Below are 23,279 nucleotides of genomic sequence, written 5' to 3' on the forward strand. Positions count from 1 at the left end.
AGGCCTTAGCAATGGCTGTGCCACCACAGGCCGAGGTTGAACCAGGCGTGCAGCAACACGCAGGGCCACACCCGCTGGGTCTGGCGAAACAACTCGCCCAGCAGCCACCCGGGCACCAGCCACGCCAGGGCTGCCATGCCTTGGGCGGGCCAGTGCACCGCCACAAACACCAGGGCGGCCACGCCATTGGCCACGTGCCCGGCACGGGTGGAGTTGTGGGCGGCGGGAGGCTGCGGCGTGAGGGCTTGGGCCACGGGGGCCTGCACGGCGCGGCGGTAAATCCATTCCTCCAGCCAGGGCGACCCGGCCAAGGCCCACAGCAGCCACACGCCGGAGTCGGCCCCCAAGGGCCGCCCCCAGACGCAGGCCACCGTCTGGGCCACCCAGGGGCTGGCCAGCACCACGGCCAGCCACCCCGCGGCTTGCCAGCGGGTCAAACCCGGCGGGTGCGCAGGGTGCGGCGGCGCAACGCCCAACCGGCCAGCCCGGCACCCAGCAACAGCAGCAGACCGGCGTCATCACCCTGCGGGTTGACGGTGCAACCGCCGCCCGACGAGGTCGAGGTGCCGGGGTTGGACGGATTGGAGGGGTTGCCGGGCGTGGTGGGGGTGGTGGCCCCGACCACGCCAAGGGCGTTGGCCTCCAGCTCGAAATCGGCTTCGGTGATGCGCTCCATCAGGTCCACGGGCAGCTCGGCGTCGCGGGTGCCCTTGACCAGCGCCCCCAGCGAGGCGGTGCGCGAACCGGCGTTGGTTTCGGCACGCACCTCCACGTAGTACTCCCCGGCCTTGAGCTTGCCCGCCAGGCTCAGGCTGTACTGACCGTCGCCCGCGCGTTGGTCGGGGGCCACGCCGTCGTCGGCCAGGGTCAGGTTGTCCAGCACCACGTTGCCGTTTTCGTCCACCACGGTGGCCGTGACCACCGCCCCTTTGATGCGTTTGTCACCCCCCAGCGTGGCCACCAGCACCGGGGCGGTGCGCGAAGCCACCGTGCCCCCCACCACCTGCGCCGACAGCGCCACGCGGGTGAGGCCGGCCACGTCCACGCTCACCCAATCGGTGGTGGCGGCGTTGGCGGTGACACGCACCGTCCACACCCCGGCGCGTGAGGCCAGGTCGGCGGCCAGCGTGAACTCGGCAGAACCGTCGGGGCCGTCCAGGTTGAACGTCACCCCCTGGGGCAACTGGCTGCTGGCGTGGACCTTGCCGCTGGGGTCCACCAGGGCAAAGCTGAGTTTGGCGGCGTCCGCCGGGTCGAAGTACACGCTGGCGGCCACTTCGCCGTCGGTGGCGGCACCGGCCACGCGGAACGGGGTGTCGAACGAGGCCCCGGCCTTGAGCGGCTCGTTCAGCCCGAAGGCCATGGTGGCGTAGGGGTTGGCATGCGCCTCGTTGACGGCCTTGGTGGCGTCCTTGGCGGCGTCGGCCCCGTTCTTGGCGCTGTTGTAGCTGCCGCCAGTGGCGTCGGCCACCTGGGTCAGGCTCACGGTGGCGCCCGCGGCACGACGGCGCTCCAGCGAGCGGCGGGCCTGCTTTTGCTCGGCGGTGGCACCGGTCAGGCCCAGCGGGTTGACAGCCACGCGGGCCGCACGAATGTCAGCCACGGTTTGTGCGGGCACCACGGCTTCGGTGCCGGTGAGGAAGTGCACGGTGGCCGGGTCGCCCACCTGGCGTTCGGCGTCGATCAGGGTGCGGGCCCGGGTGAAGGCGGCGGCGGTGTCGAACACACCGTTGGGGTTGGGGGTGAGGCCGTCCAGGGCCGCGCTGAGGGCCGCCTTGCCTTCAATGGACGTGGAGGTGGCACCCAGCACCACGCCGTCGGTGGCCGACGGGAAGGCCACGATGGCATACCGCACGTTGTCCTTGGCCTGGGCCACCAGGGCCTTGGCGGCCTGGATCAGGGCGTCCAGGCGGTCCTTGGGCAGGGTGAGGTCCACCAGGATCACGTCCCGGAACACCGGGTTGGCCACGAACACCACGTTGAGCTTGGCGTCAAAACCCGCCGTGGGTTTGGTCAGTTGCAGGGTGTTGGCATCCATGCCCCGAAAGGCTTCGAAGAACGTGCGGCCATAGCCCTGTGCCGAGTCGGGGTCCTGGTCGGGGGTGCGGGTGAGCATTTCCCAGGCGCTCAGGCCCGTGGTGCCCTTGCCCATGGCCCGGGCCTGCGCGGTCTGGCGGGCATTGGGGTCGGCGTAGTCGGACGGCAGCGACAGCGACCCGTAGGTGTACTGGTCGTGCATGATGGAACTCTTGGGCGTGTCCACGCCCGAGGGGCTGCCGGGGTCGTTCGGGTCCAGGGCCTTGCCGTCCTCGCGGTACTCGTCGAACAGGCCATAGGTGTAGTGCCCCAGTTCGTGGGTGATCACCTGGCCCAGGCCCTGGATGGTTTCGGGCTTGCCGTCCATGGCCACGTAGTTGAAGCTGGTGAAGTTGCGCTTGCCCCAGCCGGACAGGTTGGCGTTGGAGCGGTCACTGACGTTGAGCAACCGAATGTCCACGTTGTTGCCAAACTGCGCGTTCTTGTACACGTACACCGTGCCCAGGCGGTGGCGGCCTTCGGTCATGGTGAACTTGCTTTGCGCCATCTGCCGCAACACGCTGGTGATGTAGTTGCGGTCCAGCACCTGGCTGGGGTTGCTGTTCTGGGTGGGGGGGCTGTCGTAGTCCCAGTCCACGTTGACCACGTAGTCCAGCGTGTTGACGTCGGCCACCGCCGACAAGGCGTTGTTGCCCGCCCAGGTGGCCGGGCTGTAGGGGGCGGCCATGGCCGCCATCAGAAGGGCCGCGAGGGACCGGGATTTCAAACGACGGGACATGGTTGACTCCTACTCCGTTGGACAAACACCCTGGATGCGCACTGTACGCAGGGACACCGCGGCGATTGTTCAAACGGGCGTGACAAAAGCGTCACACCACGGCCCGCGCTGCGGTGTTTTGGCCACAGTCAATGCCCTGCGGCCACCCCCTCGCGCCGCGGGTCGGCCCCGCCCGCCCAGGTGCCTTGGCCGGGGTGGCGGGCGAACAGGCCCCACGAGCCGTCGGCCCGCTGGCCGTTGAACACGATGCCGTGCAGGCCGCTGGTGAACGCGGGGGTGGCCTGCGGCTGGTGGCCCCGCGCCGCCAGGGCGTTGTGCACCGCCGCGGTGTCGATGACCGAGCCTTTTTCCACCAGCGTGACCGGCCCCACCTGCGCCCCAACGTGCGGCTGCTCCACCGCCTGCTGCACGTCCAGCCCCCAGTCGGTCAGGCCCAGCAGCGCCCGGGCCACGTACTGGATGATGGCGCTGCCCCCGGGCGAACCCAGCACGGCCTCCAGCTCGACGGTGCGGGCGTTCAGCACCACCGTGGGGGCCATGGAGCTGCGCGGGCGTTTGCCGGGCTCCACCCGGTTGGCCACGGGGCCGCTGGCGTCGGCGGGCACAAAGGAAAAGTCGGTCAGCTGGTTGTTCAACACAAAGCCGCGCACCAGTTGCAGGCTGCCAAAGGCCGATTCCACCGTGGTCGTCATGCTCACGGCGCGGCCCTGGCGGTCCACCACCGCCACATGGCTGGTGGAGGGCAGCTCGGGCGAGGCGTCCAACCCCAGCGCCAGCGGCGCCCCCGGCGGTTGCCCGGCGGCGGGGCTGCCCAAGGTGCGGTCGGGGCGGATCAGCGCGGCCCGGGCGATCAGGTAGGCCGGGTCCAGCAGCCCGGCGGTGGGCACGGGCACAAAGTCAGGGTCAGCCAGGTAGCGGGCGCGGTCGGCATAGGCCAGGCGGTGCGCCTCGGTCAGCAGGTGCAAGGCCGTGGGGTGGGTGGGCGTCCAGTCGGCAGCGTTGGCTTGTGCGGGCACCGGCAGCCGCTCCAGCAGGCCCAGGATCTGGCCCACCGCAATTCCGCCCGAGCTGGGGGGCGGCATGCCACACATTTGATAGCGAACTTTGTAGGTAAAACAAGCGGGAGAGCGCAATTTTTCTTGATAACCCGCCACGTCCGCCAGCGTCAGGCGGCCCGGGCGGGTGGGGTGGTTGCGCACCGCGGCCACCAAGTCGGCGGCGATGTCGCCGCGGTAGAACGCATCGGCCCCGCCCGCCGCCACGCGGCGCAGGGTGTCGGCCAGCGCGGGGTGGGTGAGCCGGGTGCCCACCGCCTTGGGCTGACCCTGGGCATCCAGAAACTGCCGCGCCATGGCCACGCCCGAGGCATGGCCCAGCGCCGCCTGGGCCCGCATGCGCTCGGCCACCGAGGCCACCACCGCGTGCAGGCGCGGCGACACCGCAAACCCCTGCTCGGCCAGGCGGATGGCGGGCTGGAACAAGGTGGCCCATGGCAAGCGCCCGTGCTGGCGGTGCGCGGCCTCCAGCATGCGCAGCACGCCGGGCACACCCACCGACAGGCCGCCATCCACCGCATGGGTGAAGGGCAGGGGTTGGCCATCGGGGGCCAGGAACTGGTCGGGCGTGGCCGCGGCGGGGGCGGTTTCGCGCCCGTCCCAGGCCTGGACGGGGGCGGCGGGGTGGGCGGGGTCGAAGTGCAGCAAAAACGCGCCGCCACCGATGCCGGAGGACTGCGGCTCCACCACCCCCTGCGCCATCTGCACGGCAATGGCCGCGTCCACCGCGCTGCCGCCCTGGGCCAGCATGTCCAGCCCCGCCTGCACCGCCAGCGGGTGGGCCGCGGCCACCATGTCGCGCGCGGCAAAGGCCACGGTTTTGGGGGTGTAGCCGGACGGGGGCTCCGGCGGGGTGAACGTGGCCGCAGGCAACGGAGCCGCAACCCCGGCGGGTGGGCTGCCATGCAACGAGGCGCAACCCGCCAACGCAAGGCAAACGAGCAGCGCCAACGGTGTGGTGAATGTGCGGCGGGACAACGGCATACAAGAGAGGGTCACACGGTCACGGGGTGAGGTCAAGGCGCATGTGGTTCTTGCCATAGCACTGGTTCTGCACCTTGATGGCCCGCGGCTCAATCCCAAAGGACACAAAGCCCACATCCGCGTACAAGCGTTCGGCCTCGTGGTTGCCCGCCGTGACGGTCAGCGTCAGCGACTCCAACCCGTCAGTTCGGGCCTGTGCCACCAACGCGTGGAGCAACGCCTTGCCAATGCCACGTCGGGTGTGTTCTGGCACGACATACATCGCCACCACCTTGCCCTTGTGGCGCGTCTTGGCACTTTGTTCTGAGTGAAGCCCGACCATCCCCACCAGCATTTCGCCGACGAACGCGCCCCAGAAGCGCTCGTCGGCGTCTGGGGCGAGGCGCCGCACGGAGTCCTCCAATGGACGGTGCACGGCTTCTTCAAAACTGGATGTGAAGGCTTCGGGGTGTTCACGCAGTGCACGCAACCTCAGGGCCCGAAAGCGGGTGGCATCGGCAATGTGCAGTCGGCGGATGGTCATGGCAGGGGCATGATAGCGACGGCCCCCGCCAACACCTCAGGTGTTGGGCGCGGTCTTGGTGCTCCACACCATGGTGATGGCCAGGATGCCCAGCACCACGCCCAACGACACGGCCACGGGGATCTTGAACACGTCGATCAGCATCATCTTGGTGCCGATGAACACCAGGATCACCGCCAGGCCGTAGTTCAACAGGTGGAAGCGGCTGGCCGCCGCCTGCAGCAGGAAGAACATGGCCCGCAAGCCCAAAATGGCGAACACGTTGCTGGTGAGCACGATGAACGGGTCCTGGGTGATGGCAAAGATGGCCGGGATGGAGTCCACGGCAAAAATCACGTCGGTCAGCCCCACCAGGGCCACCACCATCAGCAGCGGGGTGGCGATCTTCACGCCGTTTTCCACGGTCCAGAACTTCTCGCCGTCGTAGTGCTTGCTGATGGGCAACAGCTTGCGCAGCAGCTTGAGGGCAGGGTTGTCGTCCAGGCCCTCGTCCTTGCCTGCGGCCCACCACATCTTGACGCCGGTGAGCACCAGGAAGGCCCCGAACACGTAAAGAATCCAGTGGAACTGCGCCAGCAGCCAGGCCCCCACCAGAATCATGAGGGTGCGCAGCACGATGGCGCCGATGATGCCGATCATCAGCACCCGCTTCTGGAAGGCCGGCGGCACCGCGAAGTAGGTGAAGACCATCAGGAACACAAAAATGTTGTCCACCGCCAGGCTTTTCTCGATGAGGTAGCCGGTCAGGAACTCCAGCGACTTGTCATTGGCCAAGGCGGTGGAGCCGGAGCTGTCCTTCACCGCCCACCACAACAGGCCATTGAACGCCAAGCTCAGGCCCACCCACAGCAGCGACCAGTTCAACGCCTCTTTCACGCCCACCTCGTGTGCGCCCTGCTTTTTCAGGAGCACAAAGTCCACGAACAGGGCCGCCAGCACAAAGCCCACGAACACAACCCACAACCACAGCGGTGCAATGCTTTCCATGTTGGCCATTCCTCTCCAAAGGGATGGCGGATTGTTTCGATCTGCCTGGAAAGAAGGCAATCGAAGGCTCCTTCCCGAATTTTCGAAGGCTGCACAATCCAGGCATGCCCCCTTGGATGCTGCTGACCTTCAAACTCCCCCTGATCGGCCTGGCCGTGTGGGCCTCGTCCATGGCTTCGAAGCGCTGGGGGCACCGGGTGGGGGGCTGGTTGGCGGGCATGCCGGTCATCGTGGGGCCCATCACAGCGCTGCTGATGGTGGACCTGAGTCCCGAGCAGGTGCGCCAGGCCGCGCTGGCCACGCTGGTGTGCCAACCGGCGCTGATCGTCTTCCTGCTGGTGTTTGCCCACACGGCGCGCTGGCGGCGCTGGGGCTGGAGCCTGACCCTGGCACTGGGGGCCTACGGTGCGGCGGCGCTGGCGCTGTCGGCCCTGGCGCGGCCTGAATGGGTCACGCTGGGCCTGGCCCTGTTGTCGCCCGAACTGGGCCGCCGGGCCATGCCCGCCCTGTCCTCCGACGGCGATGCCCCCGTGCCCCTGCCCCGCGCCGAACTGGCGTGGCGCGTGACCGTGGCCATGGGGGTGGCCGCCGCCGTGCTGGGCGGGGCCAGCCAGTTGCCCACGCTGTGGGCCGGGGTGCTGCTGGCCGCCCCCATTGCCGGAGCGGTGCTGCCCAGCTTCACCCTGCCCCGCCACGGGGCCGACGCCACGGTGCGCATGCTGAGCGGCTTCACCCGCGGGCAGCGCGGGTTTGTGGCGTTTTTTGGGGTGTTGGTGGTCGTGCTGCCCGGGGTTCACCCGGCGCTGGCCTGGGGGCTGGCCATGGCCACGGCGGCGGCGGCGGCATCGGCGGGTTCGTTCAAACGGGCCAGCATGGCCCCCCGGTAGCCCTCGGCATGCAGGGGCAACCAGGCCCACACCCGCACCGGGCTGCCCTGGGCCGCGGCCACCGGCTGCCCGTTCAGGTCGCGCAACGCCGTCAGCCGCAGGGTGTGGTTGCCCGTGGGGTGCACCACCTCCACCGTGTCGCCCACGCCAAAGCGGTTCTTGGCCTCCAGCAGCACCCACTGACCGTCTGCCGCGGGAACCTCCTGCGCGTCAGGGCCATCGATGCCCTGCATGTCGGCGGTGTCCACCGCTTCGGCCACGAATTGACTGCGTTCGCCCACCGAATAGCCCGTGTGGTAGCTCTGGTAGCCGTCCATGGGCTGGGGCTCCAGCAGCCCGGCGGTGTAGCCGCGGTTGGCCAGGTGGTCCAGGTCCAGCAGCCGCTCGGGGTCGAACGGGTGGCCCGCCACCGCGTCGTCGATGGCACGGCGGTACACCTGGGCGGTACGGGCCACGTAGTAGCGGCTTTTGGTGCGGCCCTCCACCTTGAGTGAGTCCACCCCGATCTGCACCAGCCGCGCCACGTGCTGCACGGCCCGCAGGTCCTTGCTGTTCATGAGGTGGGTGGTGGGCAGTTCCTCTGGCGGGGTCTCTCGGGTCATCCAGTGCACCGGGACGTCCAAGGCCACGGCGTCGCCGGTGTTGGGATCGACACCGGCCAAGTGGGTGTGGTAGCCCCAGCGGCAGGCGTTGGTGCAGGTGCCCTGGTTGGGGTCGCGGCGGTTGAAGTAGCCCGACAGGTAACACCGCCCCGAATAGGCGATGCACAGTGCGCCGTGCACAAACACCTCCAGCTCCACCTCGGGGCAGGCCTGGCGGATGTCAGCCACCTCGTCCAGGCTGAGTTCACGCGAGAGGATGATGCGACTCACCCCCGCCCGGTGCCAGAACTTCACCGCCGCGGCGTTGGTGGTGTTGGCCTGCACCGACAGGTGCACGGGCAGCTCGGGCCAGCGGTCCTTGACCTGCATGATCAGCCCCGGGTCGGCCATGATGAGGGCGTCAGGTCGGCAGGCCACCACGGGCTCGATGTCACGCAGGTAGGTGCGCAGCTTGTCGTGGTGGGCAATCAGGTTGCTGGCCACAAAGAATTTGCGGCCTCGCGCTTTTGCTTCCTGAATACCTTGCTCCAATTGTGGGAGCTTGAATTCGTTGTTGCGTGCGCGCAGGCTGTAGCGGGGTTGACCGGCGTACACCGCGTCGGCCCCGAAGTCGTAGGCCGCCCGCATGCGCTCCAGCGTGCCAGCGGGCAGCAACAGCTCGGGAACGTTCATGGGCACAGACCTTTCGCGGCACAGGGTGGGTGGGCACCCAAAATTTGTCGATTCTGCATGGCTTCCAGCCCTCAAACACTTCGAATTAATCGGATCGAAGCCGCCAGAAACGCCTTCTTTTTAAAGCGGCTGAAGGTCCCCATCATCCGGGCTCCTCATGTTCAACAGGAGTTTTTGCATGGACATCCACATTCACCAGTCGCCCACCGAAGACGCCGCCGAGCTGCGGGTGCACGCCTTGACCCGCGTGCGGCAGGTCTTGAAGCGCATGCACCGCCTGATCCAGAAGGCCGTGGTCCGCCTGGTTGACGTCAACGGTCCCCGCGGGGGAACGGACAAGACCTGCCAGGTCCAGCTCGTCATGCCGGGGCAGGCGCCGTTGATCGTGTCCTCGCAAGCGGCCAACTGGCGCGAAGCGCTGGACAACGCCCTGGCCCGCGCCTCGCACGCCGTGCTGCGCCGGGTGGATCAGGGCAAGCCGCGATCCATTCGCAACCGTGCGGCCCGCAGGGGCGCAGACCCGGTCAATCCAGGTGGACGGGGGCCAGTGACTCCGGCCCCAGACCTTTGAAGTCGAAGGCGCGGGGGTCCAGCAGGTGGGCGGGTGACACGTGGCGCAAGGCCTTGGCCATGGTGGCCAGGCGTCCGGGGTGCTGGCGCTCCCAGTCGGCCATCATGTCGCGCATCTGCTGGCGCTGCAGGTTCTCCTGGCTGCCGCACAGCGTGCAGGGGATGATGGGAAAGCCCTGGATCTCGGCCCAGCGGGCCAGGTCGGCCTCGGCCACATGGGCCAGCGGGCGGATGATGGTGTGGGCCTCCACACCCTGGCCGCCGTCCTTGCCCACACCCTTGGGCGGCATGGCCTTGAGCTGCCCGGCGTAGAACAGGTTGAGGAACAGGGTGTGCAGCATGTCGTCGCGGTGGTGGCCCAGCGCCAGCTTGTTGCACCCCAGTTCGGTGGCCACCCGGTGCAGGATGCCCCGGCGCATGCGGCTGCACAGGCTGCACTGGGTCTTGCCCTCGGGCACCTGGGCTTTCACCACGCTGTAGGTGTCGCGGGTTTCGATGTGGAAGGGCACGCCCCGGCGCGTGAGGTACTCGGGCAGCACATGCGCCGGAAAACCCGGCTGCTTCTGGTCCAGGTTGACGGCCACCAGCTCAAAGGGCGGCGTGCCGTGCAGTGCCTTCCAGCGCAACAGCAGGTCCAGCAGGCCATGGCTGTCCTTGCCACCCGACAGGCACACCATGACCTTGTCGCCCGGCTCGATCAGGCCGAACTCGGCAATGGCCTCGCCCATCTGGCGCAGCAGGCGTTTTTCGAGCTTCTGGGCCTGGGCTTCGGCGTCGTCGGGGGCTGCCATGCGGCCCTCAGGCGGCCACGGCCTCGTCGGACCGGAAGCCCATGGGCTGCGCCCCCAGCTTCAGGCTGCGCGGGGCACAGGCGTTGACCTGCCCGGCAATGGCGGCGATGTGGTCGGGCGTGGTGCCGCAGCAGCCCCCCACGATGTTGACCAGCCCCTCCGCCGCAAACTCGTGCACCAGGCGGCTGGTGACGTCGGGGGTTTCGTCAAAGCCGGTGTCGCTCATGGGGTTGGGCAGGCCGGCGTTGGGGTAGCAGCTGATGAAGGTGTCGCCCGCCACCTTGGCCAGCTCCTGGATGTAGGGGCGCATCAGCGTGGCACCCAGCGCGCAGTTCAGGCCCACGGCCAGCGGCTGGATGTGGCGGATGCTGGCCCAGAAGGCGGTGACGGTCTGCCCGCTGAGGATGCGGCCCGAGGCGTCGGTGACCGTGCCACTGACGATGACGGGCAGGCGGTGGCCGGTGGCCTCGAAGAACTCGTCGATGGCAAACAGCGCGGCCTTGGCGTTGAGGGTGTCGAAAATCGTCTCGACCAGCAGCACGTCGGCCCCGCCCTCCACCAGGCCGTCCACCTGCTCGTAATAGGCGGCGCGCAGGGTTTCAAAGTCCACGTTGCGGGCACCGGGGTCGTTCACATCGGGGCTGATGCTGGCGGTGCGGGGCGTGGGGCCCAGGGCACCGGCCACGTAGCGGGGGTGGTCGGGGGTGCTGTACTTGTCGCACGCGGCGCGGGCGATGCGGGCCGAGGCCACGTTCATCTCACGCGCCAGGTGGGCCATGTCGTAGTCCTCCTGCGCCACGGTGGTGGCCCCGAAGGTGTTGGTTTCGATCAGGTCGGCCCCAGCGGCCAGGTAGCGCTCGTGGATGTCGCCAATCACGTCGGGGCGCGTCAGGCTGAGCAGCTCGTTGTTGCCCTTCACGTCCTTGTGGAAGTCGGCAAAACGTTCGCCCCGGTACTGCGCCTCGGTCAGCTTGAAGCGCTGGATCATGGTGCCCATGGCCCCGTCCAGGATGACGATGCGCTGGCTCAGGGTGGCGGGCAGCGCCTGGGCGCGGGTGTAGCCGCGGGCGGCAAAACCGGAGGCAGTACGGGAGGAGGGGCTGGCGGAGGTCATGGGGGCGATTGTAGGAAAGGGGTTGTCTGCTCAATGCGGCCAGGGGGCGCATTCTTCAATGGGTGTCACCTGCAAAGCGCCATGGGCATCACGGTACTGGTAGTTCAAATACCGCCACGCACGGCCCGAACAGTGCAACAGCCGCCCGGTGGGTTCCCAAGCGGCGGAGGCGTGGTGGGCGTGGAGATGGCTGCGCAACTCTGCCCCCGTGGCTGCGTCCCACACCCGCACCGTGCCGTCATAACCGGTGGATGCCAGCCTGCGCCCATCGGTTGAAAACGCGCAGGCACTTACCCCGCCTGTATGCCCTTGGAGCACCCGCAGCTGCGCGCCCGTGGCCGCATCCCACACCCGCACCGTGCGGTCAAACCCCGTAGACGCCAGCCAGCGCCCATCGGCTGAAAACGCGCAGGCACTCACCCAGCCTGTATGCCCATGGAGCACCCGCAGCTGCGCGCCCGTGGCCGCATCCCACACCCGCACCGTGCGGTCATCCCCCGCAGACGCCAGCCAGCGCCCATCGACTGAAAACGCGCAGGCACTCACCCCCTCTTCATGCCCTTGGAGCACCCGCAGCTGCGCGCCCGTGGCCGCATCCCACACCCGCACCGTGCCGTCATACCCCGCAGACGCCAGCCAGCGCCCATCGACTGAAAACGCGCAGGCACTCACCCCCTCTTCATGCCCTTGGAGCACCCGCAGCTGCTCACCCGTGACTGCGCTCCACACCCGCACTGTGCCGTCATACCCCGCAGACGCCAGCCAGCGCCCATCGGCTGAAAACGCGCAGGCACTCACCCCCTCTTCATGCCCTTGGAGCACCCGCAGCTGCGCGCCCGTGGCCGCGTCCCACACCCGCACCGTGCGGTCAAACCCCGCAGACGCCAGCCAGCGCCCATCGACTGAAAACGCGCAGGCACTCACCCCCTCTTCAAGCCCTTGGAGCACCCGCAGCTGCGCGCCCGTGGCCGCATCCCACACCCGCACCGTGCCGTCATACCCCGCAGACGCAAGCCAACGCCCATCGGCTGAAAACGCGCAGGCACTCATCCCGCCTGTATGCCCTTGGAGCACCCGCAGCTGCGCGCCCGTGGCCGCATCCCACACCCGCACCGTGCGGTCAAACCCCGCAGACGCCAGCCAGCGCCCATCTCCTGAAAACGCGCAGGCACTCACCCAGCCTGTATGCCCTTGGAGCACCCGCAGCTGCGCGCCCGTGGCCGCATCCCACACCCGCACCGTGCGGTCAAACCCCGCAGACGCCAGCCAGCGCCCATCTCCTGAAAACGCGCAGGCACTCACCCCCTCTTCATGCCCTTGGAGCACCCGCAGCTGCTCACCCGTGACTGCACTCCACACCCGCACCGTGCCGTCATACCCCGCAGACGCCAGCCAGCGCCCATCGACTGAAAACGCGCAGGCACTCACCCCCTCTTCATGCCCTTGGAGCACCCGCAGCTGCTCACCCGTGACTGCGCTCCACACCCGCACTGTGCCGTCATCCCCCGCAGACGCCAGCCAGCGCCCATCGGCTGAAAACGCGCAGGCACTCACCCCCTCTTCATGCCCTTGGAGCACCCGCAGCTGCGCGCCCGTGGCCGCATCCCACACCCGCACCGTGCGGTCAAACCCCGCAGACGCCAGCCAGCGCCCATCTCCTGAAAACGCGCAGGCACTCACCCAGCCTGTATGCCCTTGGAGCACCCGCAGCTGCTCACCCGTGACTGCGCTCCACACCCGCACCGTGCCGTCATACCCCGCAGACGCCAGCCAGCGCCCATCGACTGAAAACGCGCAGGCACTCACCCCCTCTTCATGCCCTTGGAGCACCCGCAGCTGCTCACCCGTGACTGCGCTCCACACCCGCACTGTGCCGTCATCCCCCGCTGACGCCAGCCAACATCCGTCGGTTGACATGGCAACGTGATTCACCCCTCCGTTATGGCCCGCGCTGACCACTTGGATCTCGTCTCCTGGAATTTGCACTGCTCCTCGCCCCGCTTTGTCGGCGGGAGAGGCTTTGCACCAGCGCAGCGGCAACCGCTCATCCGTGGCCTGGGTGACCTGCGCGGCGTCAAGCTCGCATGCCACAAAGGCGGTTTGTGCCCTGGCTGCACCGTCAAACACCACCCCGCGCACATTGCATGCCCAAAATTGCGTGCGGCGCAGCAGGCTGCCTTCAAAGTGGGCGTTCGACAGGTCAAACAAGGGGCCACGGGCGGGACCCACCGGCTCTTGCAGTGGCCCAATGGTCCAGTCGGACAGGTCCGCCCCCTGCAAGGCAAAGCCCGAGGTGATGGGCAGCGGCAAACCCTGGCGGTGGGCGCGGATGGCGTATTGCAACTGGCGCTCGCTGGCCAAGGGCAGTGCCGTCAAGCGCCACTCGCTCAGGGTGTTCAGCAAGGATTGGCGCTGCGGATCGGCGTCCAGCAGTTGGCCAAAAAAGGTCCAGGTTTCCTCACTGACCTTGTGCAAACACCAGTGCTCACGCTGCCCTGTGACCACAGCCTTGAGCAAGGCCAGGGCCAGGAAAAATTCGTACAGCGAGGTGTGGGCAAATTCAAAGCGGCTTTGGGTGGGGGCGTCAGACTGGTCCACCCGCTTCAAGAATGTGGAATTGCGAACGTCCTCATACAGCACCTCGCGTTCCATGCGTTGGTAGCGGGACGCAGGGCCCTGGGCGTGAAGCCACTCGTCAACCCAATCTTCCAGCGCTGAAGCGCTGACGCCACGCTGGCGTGTCTGGGCAAACCAGCGTGCCATGTCCGCGGCCAGGGCTTCCTTGTCTTCCAGCCGCAAGCTCTGTTTTTGCTTGTCGCGCACCAGCCAGTTGCGGGCCACTTCCCGATACAACACCGCCCCGGTGATACGCTGGCCCGAGCGCTTCCACTGTTCAATTTGCGGCAGGAACTGCTGAACCAAGGTCAGGGTGAAAGGTCGCCCGGCCAATTCACGCAGGTTGTGGATGGTTTCAATGTGTTCCATCAACGCCTGGGCTTGCTGTGCTGGAAGCGACGCATTCAGGTACTGGCGTATCTGCTCATCGGTCAGGGGCAGCAGCTCCAATGCCCGAAAACGCTCGGGTTGGTTGGGGCCACGGCGTTCGCCCGTGAGGTGTTCGTCTTGCTCGGCCAGGCTGCGAAAGAATTGGGTGCGGCAGGTGATGAGCAACTTGGATGGTGGGGCAGCGTCTCCCGCACCCGCTGTTCGCCCGGTTTGGCGGGCACGCGACTCTTCCAACGTGCGCAGCAGGCCTTGGGTGAAGGTCAACCCCTCCCGCTCGCCCAGGCGAGACAGCACCTCGTCCAAGCCGTCATAAATCACCAGTGCACCACCGTCGATGGCGTTGTGAATTTCTTGCAGGCTGGGCAAGCGCCCATCCACGCTGAGCCAGCCGTTGCGCACGCACTCCTGCATGGTGCGTTCACTGATGGTGAGGGGGATCTCTTCCCGCGCACTGGGGGAGGGTTGCAGGGCGGTGACGTTGACCTTGCGCAAGTCAAAGTACACCACCGGCAGGGTGTTTTTGCCCTGTGCGCGTTCGTCTGACAGGCGCTGGGTCAGCCGCTGGACCGTGGTGGTTTTGCCCATGCCTGTCTCGCCCAGCAGGGCAAAGAACTCCCGCTCCTGTGGGTTGCGAGCCCAGTCGGCGATGTGGTCGAGCGCGGTGACGGGTTCGTCTTCGGTGGGCTCTGCGTCATCCCGAGCGGACTCCGGGGCTGTGTTGGCCAGGGCCGCGATGCGGCGGAGTTCGGTTTTGCGCCCGTTTTGCCGGTCGGCAAAGTGCTGCTGGCGCTCCAACACGTCCAGGCAGTGGGTGGGCACAAAGGCCGTGCACGGCTCTTCGTCTGGCGTGGCATCGGCACCCTTGGGGGTGAGCCAACGGGTGTCCAACAAGGCTTTGACCACGGTGGCCGCATTGGTGGCCGCGGTTTGTTGGTCGGCCTCTTTGCTGGCGGCGTTTTTGTGGCCATCTGCCCAGTCGCAAATGGCTTTGATGACGATCCACGGGATTTCGCTTTGCCGAGTGGCCACATGGACGCCCGCGGCCTCCATTTCCCCTCCCATCACACGCTGCTTACCGGCCAGCGCCACCAGGGCTTCGCGGTAGTTTTGATCGTCCACCAGCTTGTCTCCGCTGAGCATGCCGCCCATTCTCACGGTGGGCCATGCCCCAGCACTGGGGGACGATTTCATCCGCTGGTCCAGTTGGCGAACCCAGTCAAACAAGCGCGAAGACGCAGGCGGTTGGCTGCCCCGCAGCGCAAACTGACCGTTGGTCATGCGCCCCAGTTCGTAGGGCACCACAAACTCGCTGCACAACACGTCGCCAATGCGCTGCTTGGACGGGTCCACGCCAAACGCAATGCCGCAAGCGATGACGTAGCGAGGACGGTACGCGCCAATGGCCATGCTGACCGACTCTTGTGCATTGGCGTTGCCTTGCTGGCTGAAACGGTGCAGCACATGAACACCGCCGTGCACACCCAGGTCGTCCACCAAACAACCGCCATCCTGCCGAATGCTGGGCTGTGTGTCGCCCACAAAGGTGCGGTTGAGGGCAGCGTGCTCATGCTCATTGAAGGTGACCAAGAGCAGTTTGGGCGCATCCCCCAAGGGGCGCCCCACCTGACCGTCGATCACCTGGTGTGGAGGGATGCTGCGCAAGCCTTCAAGGTCAGGCTGAAACCCAATGGGCGGCCCATAGAAACGCAAGCGGCGTTGACCCGCGCCTTGCTTCTTTTCGCCCTCGAAGCCATAGCTGAGTACCAAGCCCGCCCGCTCGGCCGCCTTTTCAGCTTCCTTGAGCAGTTTGGACAGCTGGGCGCTGGCCGATTTGGTTTCGGCCATGGGAAACAGCGCCCCGTGGAGCTGAGCACTGCTGGCGGAGCCATCCGCTGCCAACTCCTTGAACAGCCGCTGCAACAGATCCCAAACCGACTTGCTGACGTGTTTTTCCAGCTTTTGGAGCAAGTTGTTGACCTGTGCCCGGTCCATGGGTGCAGTGGCGGTTGGCATGGCCAATCTCCAAAAGTTGTAATGGTTGAAATGAATGAATGACGCGAATTCTCCGACGCATCGCAAAAAGTTGCAATGGTTGTTTTGAGTTTTTTTGGAGGCCCGCCCGATGCCGTGCCCGCTGTGTCCAAGTATTCGCTGGCGGTTTGGTGTCCATGCAGGCGTGGCCGTCTACTTTAAAATAGATAGCAAACACACCATGCAATGAAAGCGTCAGTGTCGCTTTTCTTCAAACAGTGACTGCGGCGGTCTTCAGGGTTTGGCGGAGTGTTGCCGCCACCGCAACACCGCCGCAGACAACTCGCCCACCCGGCCCAGCACCTGCGGCCCCTGGGGCATGCCGCGGCGGTGCAGGTGCGGCGACGCGCCCCCCACCCACACCGCCACCCCTGCGGGCAAACCCGCCACCAACTGGCGCAGGCCCGCCCACACCTCCGAGGCGGGGGCGTGGGCGCTCACGCTCAGGGCCACCACGTCCACCTGCCACTGGTGGGCGGCCTGCAGCAGGTCGGTCAGCGGGGTGTCCCGCCCCAGGGACAAACGCTCGCAACCTTCCAGCGCCAGCATGCATTCGGCCATCAGCAGCCCCAGGGTGTGCTGTTCGCCGGGCAGGGTGGTCAACAGCACGCGCGGGGCCTGGCGCGGGGCCGGGTGCTGGCGGTCCGCGTGGGTGAGGGCGTCTTGCAAAAAGCGGGTGACGGCCTCGGTGTACAGGTGCTCCTGGTACACGGTGATGTCCCCGGCAAACCAAGCTTGGCCCACCGCCTGCCCCAAGGGACCCAACAGTCCATCGACCGTGTGAATGAGCCCGTGCTTGAGCGCATGCTGGCCCAGCGCCTGGTGCATGGCGTCCACCGCGCCCGCGTGCAGCCAGCTGCGCCACTGCGGCCAGTCCACCCCCGTTGAGGGCTCAGCAGCGGGTGCGGGGCCTGACGTGGCCCGGGCCTGCAACGCGGGCCGCCGCCCCCGTGGCCGCGCCGCGTCTGCGGGCAGCTGGCGCAGCTGCGCCTCCAGCGCCTCGGCGGGCAGTGCCACCACGCCACCGGGGCGGTGACCGGCGTCCAGCAGGCGCTTGATGAGGCGCAGGCGGTGCACCTGCTCCGCGCTGTAGCGGCGCTCGCCCTGGGCATCGCGCAGCGGCACCGGAAAACCGTAGCGCCGCTCCCAGACCCGCAGGGTGTCTTTCTGCACGCCGGTCTCCAGCGCCACCTCGGCAATGGCGAGGTCTCCAGGCAACGCACCGGCGGGAATGGAGGGTGTGGACATGGGGTGGAACAGGGTGGACAAAAGCAGATCCACGTTTTAACACATTGGACAAAACCATTTGAATGTTGTTTTGTCTAGGACAAATGTAGACTTTGTGCCATCATTTCCACCACACCCACCGTCCACAAGGGGAACGCCGCATGAAAGTCGCCGTCATCGGTTCAGGCATTTCCGGGGCCAGCGCCGCCGCCCTGCTGGCCCCCCATGCACAGGTCACGCTGTTCGAGGCCGACACCCGCCTGGGGGGCCACAGCCACACCGTGGACGTGAGCCTGCCGGGGGTGGGCGGGGAGCGTGTGACGCACGGGGTGGACACCGGCTTTCTGGTGTTCAACCCGCGCACCTACCCCCGGCTGGTGTCGCTGTTCAACCAGCTTAACGTGCCGGTGGCCGACGCCGACATGTCGTTTTCGGTGCAGGCCCCGGGCTGGAGCGGCGGTGAGGCGCTGGAATGGTCGGGGCACGACCTGTCCACCGTGTTTGCCCAGCGCAGCAACCTGCTGCGGCCGCGGTTTTGGGGCATGTTGGTGGACATCCTGCGCTTCAACCGGCTGTGCACCGCCTTGGCCACGTCGGGCCAGGCCGATGCCACGCTGCAACCGCTGGGCGAGTTTCTGGACCAGCACCGCTTTGGGCGGGTGTTCCGCGACGGCTACCTGCTGCCCATGCTGGGCTGCATCTGGAGCTGCCCCACCGACCAGATGCTGCAGTTTCCCGTGGCCACCATGGTGCGCTTCTGCCACAACCATGGGCTGCTCCAGGTGAACGACCGCCCGCAGTGGAAAACCGTGGCGGGCGGCTCGCGCGAGTACGTGCGCCGCCTGCTGGCCCTGGTCACCGATGTGCGCCTGGGCACGCCGGTGCGCCAGGTGCGCCGGGTGGCCGAGGGGGTGCAGGTGGCCACCGACCGCTACACCGACACGTTTGACCAGGTGGTGATGGCTTCGCACAGCGACCAGACCCTGGCCATGCTGGCCGAGCCCACCCACGCCGAGCGCGAGGTGCTGGGGGCCATCCGCTACCAGCCCAACGAGGCGGTGCTGCACACCGACACCCAGGTGCTGCCCCGACGCCAGGCCGCCTGGGCGGCGTGGAATTACGAACGTGCCGCCACCGTGGGCGACGAGTCCGCCCGGGTGTGCCTGCACTACCTCATCAACCGCCTGCAACCCCTGCCGTTCCGCCAGCCGGTGATCGTGTCGCTCAACCCGCTGGGCAGCATCCGCCCGGAGGCGGTGCTGCAACGCATGTCCTACGCCCACCCGGTGTTCGATGCAGCGGCCATCCAGGCCCAGCCGCGCGTGGCGGCACTGCAAGGGCACGGCGGTGTGTGGTTTTGCGGCGCGTGGACGGGCTACGGCTTCCATGAAGACGGGCTGCGCTCCGGCCAGGTCGTGGCCACCCAGCTTCTCGAACGCCTGCAAGAGCCGGTGACATGACCGCCCTTTCCTCCCCGCCCACCGAGGGAACGCACAGCCTGGGCCAATGGTCCGCCGTGCCCATGCTGGCCAGCGGGCTGGTGCGTCACGCCCGGCTGCGTCCCACCCGCCATGCCTTTGCCTACCGGGCCTGCTCGCTGTGGCTGCCCCTGCGCACCCTGAGCCGGCAGCCCGAACTGCTGGCCGCCTCGGGCCTGACGGGGCGCTGGATGCAGTTCGACCCGCGCGACCATGGCGACGGCAGCCCCCACCTGAGCGCCCTGGTGGCGTGGGTGGATGCGCTGTTGCAATCGCAAGGCATCCCCGCGGCCGAGGGGGATGGCGAGCTGTGGTTGCAATGCTTTCCCCGCGTGCTGGGGCACGCCTTCAAGCCGGTGAGCTTCTGGCACGCCCTGAGCGCCGACGGCAGCGTTCGGGCCACGGTGGCCGAAGTGAACAACACGTTTGGCGAGCGCCACTGCTACGTGCTGGACCGCCCCTGCTGGGGCCGCACGCAGTGGGCGGACAAGGTGTTCCACGTGTCGCCCTTCTGCTCGGTGCAGGGGCGTTATGCGTTTCGCTTTCTGTGCACGCAACGCGACGGGCAGGCCCGCAGCGTGGTGCGCATCGACCACGACGACCCCCAGGGCCCGCTGCTGCAAACCAGCCTGAGCGCCACCCTGACCCCTGCCACCCCGGCGGCCGTGCGCCGGGCCTTCTGGCAACACCCCGTGCAAAGCTGGGCGGTGACCGCCCGCATCCACTGGCAGGCGCTCCAGCTGTGGCTCAAGGGCGTCGCCATCCACACCAAACCCGCGCAGCCCTCTGCGACACGCCCATGAACTCCACCACCGCACAACGCCCCTTTGTGGCCCCGGGACACTCGGTGCCTGCCTTTGCCCGTGCCGTGCAGGCCCTGCTCAAGCACGTGACCCATGGCCAATTGACGGTGCACTGGCCTGACGGCTCGGTGCAGCAAGTGGGCCAGGCCATGGGCGACGGCCTCAAGGCCACGCTCACGCTGCACAACTGGTCGCCCTGCCAGGCCGCCATTCGGTCCGGCGACATCGGTTTTGCCGAGAGCTACATCGCGGGCGACTGGAGCAGCCCCGACCTGCCCGCACTGCTGCAACTGCTGTCGGCCAACCGGCAGGCGCTGGACAGCCTGATCTTCGGCCACTGGGCCACCCGCTTGCTGCACCGGGCCCGCCACTGGCTGCACCGCAACACACGCGCCAACAGCCGCAAGAACATCCACGCCCACTACGACCTGGGCAACGCCTTCTACAGCCTGTGGCTGGACCCCAGCATGAACTATTCGTCCGCATGGTTCCAGGACCCGGCGGACCGCAGCGCCGACGGCAACTTCACCGCGGCGCAAAACGCCAAGGTGCGCCGCACGCTGGACCAGGCGGGGGTGCAACCCGGCAGCCGCGTGCTGGAAATCGGCTGCGGCTGGGGTGCCCTGGCCGAAATGGCCACCACCCAGCGCGGCGCCCATGTGACGGGGGTGACCCTGTCCACCGAGCAACTGGCCTATGCCCAGGCGCGCCTGGCGCAGGCGGGCCGCTCCGCCCAGGCCGATCTGCGCCTGCAGGACTACCGCGACATTGCCGACCCGCCGTTCGACGCCATTTGCTCCGTCGAGATGGTGGAGGCGGTGGGGCAGGCCTACTGGCCCACCTACTTCGGCACGGTGTCGCGCCTGTTGAAGTCCGGCGGCAAGGCGTGCATCCAGAGCATCGTCATCCGCGACGACCTGTTCGAGCGTTACCTGCGCTCGTCCGACTTCATCCAGCAGTACATCTTTCCGGGAGGATGCCTGCCCAGCCCCAGCGCCTTTCGGGCGCAGGCCGAGCGCCAGGGTCTGGCGGTGGTGGACGAGATGGCGTTTGGCCTGGACTACGCCGAAACCTGCCGCCGCTGGCGCGTGCGTTTCCTGGCGCGCCAGGACGAGGTGCGGGCGCTGGGGTTTGACGACCGCTTCATGCGCATCTGGGAGTTCTACCTGGCGTACTGCGAGGCGGGCTTCCGCACGGGAGACATCGATGTCGTGCAGTTCACCCTGTCCAAGCCCTGAGCGCCTGCCGCGCCGCCAGGCCCTGCGGGCACTGGCCCACATGGCGGGCTTGGCGAGCCTTGGCGTGGCTCCGCAGGTGCTGGCCAACGACACCGCCGCGGGCCGCCCCCGCGAGGCACCCCCCGCGCGAGAACCCCTGGTGCACCAGGGCGTCACCCTGTGGCCACGCGGCGAGGGTCAGCTGCGGTTTTGGGGGCTGGAGGTCTACACCGCCCGGCTGTGGACGGCCGACGGTTTCGACCCCACCCAGCACGCCCGCCACCCCCTGGCGCTGGAGTTGCAGTACGCCCACGCCTTCAGCGCCCGGGACATTGCCCAACGTTCGCTATTGGAAATGAAGCGACAAACCCATATAGAAAAAGCGCTAGAGGCCGATTGGACTGACAAGTTGAGCGCCATCCTGCCCGATGTGAACCCAGGCGACCGCCTGCGGGGCTGGCACCGCCCCACGCAAGGGGCCTTGTTCCAGTCCGGCCCCCGGGTGCTGGGCCGCGTGGACGACCCGGTGTTTTCGGCGCTGTTCTTTGGCATCTGGCTGTCTGCCGCCACGTCCGAACCGGCCTTGCGCACCGCGCTGCTCAGCCCGGCGTGAGCCCCTCTGCCATGTCCGCCACGCCATCCACCCGTCCGTCAGCCTCACCGTGGGCGGACCTGCGCTATGGGCTCATGGGCCTGCCCCTGGCGTTTGTGGCCTTGCCGTTGTACGTGCACCTGCCCCCCCATCTGGCCGTCACCTTGGGCTGGTCGCTGACCTTCACCGGGGGGCTGTTGCTCGCGGTGCGGGTGTTCGATGCACTGATCGACCCAGCCCTGGGCCGCTGGACGGACCGCCTGTTGCTGACCGCCCCCCACCGCCTGCTGGCGGTGGCGGGTCTGGCGGGCCTGCTGGTGGTGGCCGGTGTGGGGGCCCTGTTCGCCCCGCTGGACGCCACCTGGCAAACGCACGTGGCCGCCGTGGCGGTGGTGCTGCTGACGGTGGGCTGTGCCAACAGCCTGCTGGGCGTTGCGCACCAGGCCTGGGGTTCCGCCTTGCCCCGCTCCGACGCCGACCGCAGCCGCCTGTTTGCCTGGCGCGAAGGCGCCGGGCTGGTGGGGGTGCTGGTGGCGTCGGCCCTGCCCGCCCTGGCGGGCTGGACGGTCACCTGGACCGTGCTGGCCTTGGCCATGGCACTGGGCTGGTGGGCCTGGTGGCAAGCGCCCCGCCCCACCGCGTTGGGGTCTTCGCGCGCATCTGCGGTGGCACCCGGCACAGCAGCGGCCCACAGCCATGCCCACCACGCGCCCTGGGCGCACCGCCCGTTTCGGCGGCTGATGGGGGTGTTCGTGCTCAACGGCATTGCGGGTGCCATCCCCGCCACGCTGGTGGTGCTGTTCATGACCGACCGACTGGCCGCCCCGGGCCCCGCGCAGGCGGCCTTGCTCAGCCTCTACTTCGCCTGCGCGGCCCTGGGGCTGCCACTGTGGCTGCGCGGCGTGCGTCGGTGGGGCGTGGCCACCACCTGGGCCGTGGGCATGGTGTTGGCGGTGGCCGCGTTCTCCGCCGCGGTGCTGCTGCACACCGGTGATCTGTGGGCTTTTGGCGTGGTGTGTGCCCTCTCGGGCCTGACGCTGGGGGCCGACCTGGCCCTGCCCAGTGCCCTGTTGGCCCGGGTGCTGGACGAACACCCCACCGCACAGGCGCACCGTGGTCAGTATTTCGGTTGGTGGGCCCTGGCTGCCAAGCTCAACCTGGCCTTGGCGGCGGGGCTGGCCCTGCCCTTGCTGGGCCTGTGGGGCTACCAACCCGGCACGCCAGACGGGCGCGACCTGGCCGCCCTGTCCCTGGCCTACGGCGGCCTGCCCGGCGTGCTCAAGCTGATGGCGGCTGCGCTGCTGTATGCATTTTTCATCCACCCCCTCCGGGGTTTGAAGGTCACACCATGTCCAAGCCCCTGCACCGCTCCACCACCGCCCGCCGCCTGAGCACCTGGGCCCTGTGCGCCGCACTCGGTCTGCTGGCCGGTTGCGCCAACCAGAACCTTGAAGGCTATGCCCAGGCCCAACCCGCGCTGGACCTGGCCCGGTACTTCAACGGCCCGGTGCAAGCCCATGGCATGTTCCAGGACCGCAGCGGCCAGGTCATCAAGCGCTTTGTGGTGCAGATCGATGGCCGCTGGCAAGGTCACCAAGGCGTGCTGGACGAGCACTTTGTGTACGACGACGGCAGCACCCAGCGCCGCGTCTGGCGGCTGACACGCCACGCCGATGGCCGCTACACCGGCACCGCCGACGACGTGGTGGGCGAGGCCCAAGGCCAGGTTGCAGGCAACACCCTCCACTGGGCCTACACCTTGCAACTGCCGGTGGACGGCAAGGTCTATGAGGTGCAGTTTGACGACTGGATGTATTTGATCGACGAGCGCGTCATGCTCAACCGCGCCGTGATGAGCAAGTTCGGCTTTCGCCTGGGTGAGGTGACGCTGAGCTTCACCAAACGCTGAACGGGCAAGGTCACCG

The 23,279-nt window shown here is 67.9% G+C and carries 18 protein-coding genes; 8 read left to right on the forward strand and 10 right to left on the reverse strand.

What is annotated here, in order from left to right:
* Window positions 1-5: 5 nt before the first annotated feature.
* From ACYVB7_RS08470 to ACYVB7_RS08490, 5 genes are all read right to left on the reverse strand, one after another.
* Window positions 6-437: a CPBP family glutamic-type intramembrane protease gene (locus ACYVB7_RS08470; RefSeq protein ID WP_460506333.1), complete on the reverse strand. Its 432-nt coding sequence runs from the start codon at window positions 435-437 to the stop codon at window positions 6-8.
* On the reverse strand, window positions 434-2,815 hold the full coding sequence (locus tag ACYVB7_RS08475) for a vWA domain-containing protein (protein ID WP_460506335.1): 2,382 nt from the start codon (window positions 2,813-2,815) through the stop codon (window positions 434-436). Before ACYVB7_RS08475 ends, ACYVB7_RS08470 begins: the two co-directional genes overlap by 4 nt.
* Before the next feature lie 128 nt (window positions 2,816-2,943).
* A complete protein-coding gene (gene ggt, locus ACYVB7_RS08480) occupies window positions 2,944-4,854 on the reverse strand; it encodes a gamma-glutamyltransferase (RefSeq protein WP_460507017.1) in 1,911 nt (636 codons plus the stop codon).
* 19 nt (window positions 4,855-4,873) lie between these two features.
* Window positions 4,874-5,377, reverse strand: coding sequence for a GNAT family N-acetyltransferase (locus ACYVB7_RS08485; protein WP_460506337.1), 504 nt, complete (start codon window positions 5,375-5,377; stop codon window positions 4,874-4,876).
* A 36-nt stretch (window positions 5,378-5,413) separates the two neighbouring features.
* On the reverse strand, window positions 5,414-6,364 hold the full coding sequence (locus ACYVB7_RS08490; RefSeq protein ID WP_460506339.1) for a TerC family protein: 951 nt from the start codon (window positions 6,362-6,364) through the stop codon (window positions 5,414-5,416).
* A 104-nt stretch (window positions 6,365-6,468) separates the two neighbouring features.
* Between ACYVB7_RS08490 and ACYVB7_RS08495 the strand changes: the two genes are divergently transcribed.
* Window positions 6,469-7,251: a hypothetical protein gene (locus ACYVB7_RS08495; RefSeq protein ID WP_460506341.1), complete on the forward strand. Its 783-nt coding sequence runs from the start codon at window positions 6,469-6,471 to the stop codon at window positions 7,249-7,251.
* On the opposite strand, the gene ACYVB7_RS08500 is transcribed toward ACYVB7_RS08495, so the two are convergent.
* Window positions 7,158-8,525 carry a U32 family peptidase gene (locus ACYVB7_RS08500; protein WP_460506344.1) on the reverse strand — a complete coding sequence of 456 codons (1,368 nt, stop codon included), beginning with the start codon at window positions 8,523-8,525 and terminating at the stop codon, window positions 7,158-7,160. The genes ACYVB7_RS08495 and ACYVB7_RS08500 overlap by 94 nt on opposite strands.
* A gap of 178 nt (window positions 8,526-8,703) precedes the next feature.
* Here ACYVB7_RS08500 and ACYVB7_RS08505 point away from each other — a divergent pair, with 178 nt between their 5' ends.
* Window positions 8,704-9,096 (forward strand): HPF/RaiA family ribosome-associated protein, encoded by a 393-nt coding sequence (locus ACYVB7_RS08505; protein ID WP_460506346.1) that lies wholly within the window; start codon window positions 8,704-8,706, stop codon window positions 9,094-9,096.
* Here ACYVB7_RS08505 and ttcA read toward each other — a convergent pair.
* From ttcA to ACYVB7_RS08525, 4 genes are all read right to left on the reverse strand, one after another.
* Entirely contained in the window at window positions 9,050-9,886 is an 837-nt protein-coding gene (gene ttcA, locus ACYVB7_RS08510; RefSeq protein WP_460506347.1) for a tRNA 2-thiocytidine(32) synthetase TtcA, read from the reverse strand. The genes ACYVB7_RS08505 and ttcA overlap by 47 nt on opposite strands.
* A 7-nt stretch (window positions 9,887-9,893) precedes the next feature.
* The gene (locus ACYVB7_RS08515; RefSeq protein ID WP_460506348.1) at window positions 9,894-11,000 is read right to left on the reverse strand and encodes a homocysteine S-methyltransferase family protein; all 1,107 of its coding nucleotides are present in this window, start codon (window positions 10,998-11,000) and stop codon (window positions 9,894-9,896) included.
* 30 nt (window positions 11,001-11,030) lie between these two features.
* Window positions 11,031-16,019 carry a phosphorylase family protein gene (locus ACYVB7_RS08520; protein WP_460506349.1) on the reverse strand — a complete coding sequence of 1,663 codons (4,989 nt, stop codon included), beginning with the start codon at window positions 16,017-16,019 and terminating at the stop codon, window positions 11,031-11,033.
* Window positions 16,020-16,271: 252 nt separating this feature from the next.
* Window positions 16,272-17,285 (reverse strand): MerR family transcriptional regulator, encoded by a 1,014-nt coding sequence (locus ACYVB7_RS08525; RefSeq protein WP_460506350.1) that lies wholly within the window; start codon window positions 17,283-17,285, stop codon window positions 16,272-16,274.
* A 140-nt stretch (window positions 17,286-17,425) separates the two neighbouring features.
* Here ACYVB7_RS08525 and ACYVB7_RS08530 point away from each other — a divergent pair, with 140 nt between their 5' ends.
* Genes ACYVB7_RS08530 through ACYVB7_RS08555 form a run of 6 tightly spaced genes read left to right on the forward strand, consistent with a single transcriptional unit; the run spans window position 17,426 to window position 23,263 of the window.
* A complete protein-coding gene (locus ACYVB7_RS08530) occupies window positions 17,426-18,724 on the forward strand; it encodes an NAD(P)/FAD-dependent oxidoreductase (protein WP_460506352.1) in 1,299 nt (432 codons plus the stop codon).
* Window positions 18,721-19,545 carry a DUF1365 domain-containing protein gene (locus tag ACYVB7_RS08535; RefSeq protein ID WP_460506354.1) on the forward strand — a complete coding sequence of 275 codons (825 nt, stop codon included), beginning with the start codon at window positions 18,721-18,723 and terminating at the stop codon, window positions 19,543-19,545. Before ACYVB7_RS08530 ends, ACYVB7_RS08535 begins: the two co-directional genes overlap by 4 nt.
* Window positions 19,542-20,783 carry a class I SAM-dependent methyltransferase gene (locus tag ACYVB7_RS08540; RefSeq protein ID WP_460506355.1) on the forward strand — a complete coding sequence of 414 codons (1,242 nt, stop codon included), beginning with the start codon at window positions 19,542-19,544 and terminating at the stop codon, window positions 20,781-20,783. Before ACYVB7_RS08535 ends, ACYVB7_RS08540 begins: the two co-directional genes overlap by 4 nt.
* Window positions 20,752-21,375 (forward strand): hypothetical protein, encoded by a 624-nt coding sequence (locus tag ACYVB7_RS08545; RefSeq protein ID WP_460506358.1) that lies wholly within the window; start codon window positions 20,752-20,754, stop codon window positions 21,373-21,375. The genes ACYVB7_RS08540 and ACYVB7_RS08545 overlap by 32 nt, the downstream gene beginning before the upstream one ends.
* On the forward strand, window positions 21,372-22,745 hold the full coding sequence (locus tag ACYVB7_RS08550; protein ID WP_460506361.1) for an MFS transporter: 1,374 nt from the start codon (window positions 21,372-21,374) through the stop codon (window positions 22,743-22,745). The genes ACYVB7_RS08545 and ACYVB7_RS08550 overlap by 4 nt, the downstream gene beginning before the upstream one ends.
* Window positions 22,703-23,263: a DUF3833 domain-containing protein gene (locus ACYVB7_RS08555; RefSeq protein ID WP_460506363.1), complete on the forward strand. Its 561-nt coding sequence runs from the start codon at window positions 22,703-22,705 to the stop codon at window positions 23,261-23,263. Before ACYVB7_RS08550 ends, ACYVB7_RS08555 begins: the two co-directional genes overlap by 43 nt.
* Window positions 23,264-23,279: the final 16 nt, after the last annotated feature.

The organism is Hydrogenophaga soli (genome assembly GCF_054777695.1).

Coding starts and splice junctions, on each gene's coding strand:
- ACYVB7_RS08525 (WP_460506350.1), bottom strand. CDS start 17,285: ATGTCCACACCCTCCATTCCCGCCGGTGCGTTGCCTGGAGACCTCGCC.
- ACYVB7_RS08500 (WP_460506344.1), bottom strand. CDS start 8,525: ATGAACGTTCCCGAGCTGTTGCTGCCCGCTGGCACGCTGGAGCGCATG.
- ACYVB7_RS08545 (WP_460506358.1), top strand. CDS start 20,752: ATGTCGTGCAGTTCACCCTGTCCAAGCCCTGAGCGCCTGCCGCGCCGC.
- ACYVB7_RS08530 (WP_460506352.1), top strand. CDS start 17,426: ATGAAAGTCGCCGTCATCGGTTCAGGCATTTCCGGGGCCAGCGCCGCC.
- ACYVB7_RS08520 (WP_460506349.1), bottom strand. CDS start 16,019: ATGCCAACCGCCACTGCACCCATGGACCGGGCACAGGTCAACAACTTG.
- ttcA (WP_460506347.1), bottom strand. CDS start 9,886: ATGGCAGCCCCCGACGACGCCGAAGCCCAGGCCCAGAAGCTCGAAAAA.
- ACYVB7_RS08490 (WP_460506339.1), bottom strand. CDS start 6,364: ATGGAAAGCATTGCACCGCTGTGGTTGTGGGTTGTGTTCGTGGGCTTT.
- ACYVB7_RS08540 (WP_460506355.1), top strand. CDS start 19,542: ATGAACTCCACCACCGCACAACGCCCCTTTGTGGCCCCGGGACACTCG.
- ACYVB7_RS08505 (WP_460506346.1), top strand. CDS start 8,704: ATGGACATCCACATTCACCAGTCGCCCACCGAAGACGCCGCCGAGCTG.
- ACYVB7_RS08485 (WP_460506337.1), bottom strand. CDS start 5,377: ATGACCATCCGCCGACTGCACATTGCCGATGCCACCCGCTTTCGGGCC.
- ggt (WP_460507017.1), bottom strand. CDS start 4,854: ATGCCGTTGTCCCGCCGCACATTCACCACACCGTTGGCGCTGCTCGTT.
- ACYVB7_RS08555 (WP_460506363.1), top strand. CDS start 22,703: ATGTCCAAGCCCCTGCACCGCTCCACCACCGCCCGCCGCCTGAGCACC.
- ACYVB7_RS08515 (WP_460506348.1), bottom strand. CDS start 11,000: ATGACCTCCGCCAGCCCCTCCTCCCGTACTGCCTCCGGTTTTGCCGCC.
- ACYVB7_RS08475 (WP_460506335.1), bottom strand. CDS start 2,815: ATGTCCCGTCGTTTGAAATCCCGGTCCCTCGCGGCCCTTCTGATGGCG.
- ACYVB7_RS08495 (WP_460506341.1), top strand. CDS start 6,469: ATGCCCCCTTGGATGCTGCTGACCTTCAAACTCCCCCTGATCGGCCTG.
- ACYVB7_RS08535 (WP_460506354.1), top strand. CDS start 18,721: ATGACCGCCCTTTCCTCCCCGCCCACCGAGGGAACGCACAGCCTGGGC.